Genomic DNA, 2500 nt, shown 5'->3' with positions numbered 1-2500 from the left:
CGGAATGGGATCGGGTGCAGCCGCTCCGCCATAACCACCAGGTCGGCAAAACGCACGTTATTCGAGAAGCTGGGTTAGGGATTGGGCAGTAGGCAATAGTGAATAGGGGATGCCTATTCGCTATTGGCTCGTTGCTCTTCACCTGTCTTTTTGTGCCTGAGCGACATCCACAGTTTGCTTTCGGGCGAAGCCCGCAAGCGCGACTGCGCGTCGCCGGTCGTCCGGCGCCCTCGCGGAGCATAGGCCCGTAAGGGCCGCTCATGCGTGAGCGCTGGCCAGACCATCGTGTTTCACGATGGGCATAAGGAATGAGAACGATCAAGCCGATCGAACTATTAGTACCGGTAAGCTTCAAGCGTTGCCGCTCTTCCACACCCGGCCTATCAACGTGGTCGTCTTCCACGGTTCTCAGGGAATACTCGTTTTAAGGTGGGTTTCCCGCTTAGATGCCTTCAGCGGTTATCCCGTCCGGATATAGCTACCCTGCTATGCGGCTGGCGCCACAACAGGTCCACCAGAGATCCGTCCATCCCGGTCCTCTCGTACTAGGGACAGATCCTTTCAATATTCCTACACCCACGGCAGATAGGGACCGAACTGTCTCACGACGTTCTGAACCCAACTCACGTACCGCTTTAAATGGCGAACAGCCATACCCTTGGGACCTGCTCCAGCCCCAGGATGCGATGAGTCGACATCGAGGTGCCAAACAACCCCGTCGATATGGACTCTTGGGGGTCATCAGCCTGTTATCCCCGGCGTACCTTTTATCCGTTGAGCGATGGCCCTTCCACGCGGGACCACCGGATCACTATGACCGACTTTCGTCTCTGCTCGACTTGTCAGTCTCGCAGTCAGGCAGGCTTATGCCATTGCACTCAGCGAACGATTTCCGACCGTTCTGAGCCCACCATCGCGCGCCTCCGTTACTCTTTAGGAGGCGACCGCCCCAGTCAAACTACCCACCATACATTGTCCCGGACCCGGATAACGGGCCGCGGTTAGACATCCATAGTGATAAGGGTGGTATTTCAAGGGTGGCTCCACCTGAGCTGGCGCCCAGGCTTCAAAGCCTACCACCTATCCTACACATGCCACTACGAATGCCAATGTAAAGCTATAGTAAAGGTGCACGGGGTCTTTCCGTCTAACCGCAGGAACCCCGCATCTTCACGGGGAATTCAATTTCACTGAGTCTATGCTGGAGACAGCGGGGAAGTCGTTACGCCATTCGTGCAGGTCGGAACTTACCCGACAAGGAATTTCGCTACCTTAGGACCGTTATAGTTACGGCCGCCGTTTACTGGGGCTTCGATTCAGAGCTTGCACCCCTCCTCTTAACCTTCCAGCACCGGGCAGGCGTCAGACCCTATACGTCGCCTTGCGGCTTCGCAGAGCCCTGTGTTTTTGATAAACAGTCGCTACCCCCTGGTCTGTGCCACCCTCCTCTGCTTGCGCAGAAAAGGGTCACGCTTCTTCCGAAGTTACGCGTGCAATTTGCCGAGTTCCTTCAGCATAGTTCTCTCAAGCGCCTTGGTATACTCTACCAGACCACCAGTGTCGGTTTCGGGTACGGTCTATAAGGAGGAGCTATTTCCTGGAACCACTCCGCTGCCCGTTCAATCCGATAAGATTGGACAACTTGTGTGATCCGTCACTACCTCCAGGCCCACGAATATTAACGTGGTTCCCATCGACTACGCGTTTCCGCCTCGTCTTAGGGGCCGGCTAACCCTGCTCAGATTAGCTTTAAGCAGGAACCCTTGGTCTTTCGGCGGGGGAGTCTCTCACTCCCCTTACGTTACTCATGTCAGCATTCGCACTTCTGATACCTCCACCACCCCTCACGGGTATGGCTTCATCAGCTTACAGAACGCTCCGCTACCGCTCGTGATTGCTCACGAACCCTAAGCTTCGGTGTATGGCTTTAGCCCCGGTACATTTTCGGCGCAAAGACCCTTATTTAGACCAGTGAGCTGTTACGCTTTCTTTAAATGATGGCTGCTTCTAAGCCAACATCCTGGTTGTTTTGGGATCCTCACATCCTTTCCCACTTAGCCATAACTTGGGGACCTTAGCTGTAGGTCAGGGTTGTTTCCCTTTTCACGACGGACGTTAGCACCCGCCGTGTGTCTGCCGACTAGTACTCCCAGGTATTCGGAGTTTGGTTAGGTTTGGTAATCCGGTGAGGACCCCTAGCCCATCCAGTGCTCTACCCCCTGGGGTATTCGGTCGACGCTCTACCTAAATAGATTTCGCGGAGAACCAGCTATTTCCGAGTTTGATTGGCCTTTCACCCCTAGCCACAAGTCATCCCGAACTATTGCAACAGTTATGGGTTCGGTCCTCCAGTAAGTGTTACCTTACCTTCAACCTGCTCATGGCTAGATCACTCGGTTTCGGGTCTAATGCGACGAACTGAACGCCCTGTTCAGACTCGCTTTCGCTGCGCCTACACCTAGCGGTTTAAGCTTGCTCGTCACACTAAGTCGCTGACCCA

The 2500-nt window shown here is 54.6% G+C and carries 2 rRNA genes (both cut by a window edge); both read right to left on the bottom strand.

The annotated features are described in order from the left end of the window. Positions 1-42 (bottom strand): 5S ribosomal RNA (gene rrf / locus FJ428_RS12450); it reaches 73 nt to the left of the window's first position. A gap of 272 nt (positions 43-314) precedes the next feature. Next, positions 315-2500, bottom strand: a 23S ribosomal RNA gene (locus FJ428_RS12445); it runs 625 nt beyond the window's last position.

This window comes from Mesorhizobium sp. B2-8-1, from assembly GCF_006440955.1.
GTDB lineage: Bacteria > Pseudomonadota > Alphaproteobacteria > Rhizobiales > Rhizobiaceae > Mesorhizobium.
This window is presented reverse-complemented; position numbering and strand designations above follow the sequence as displayed.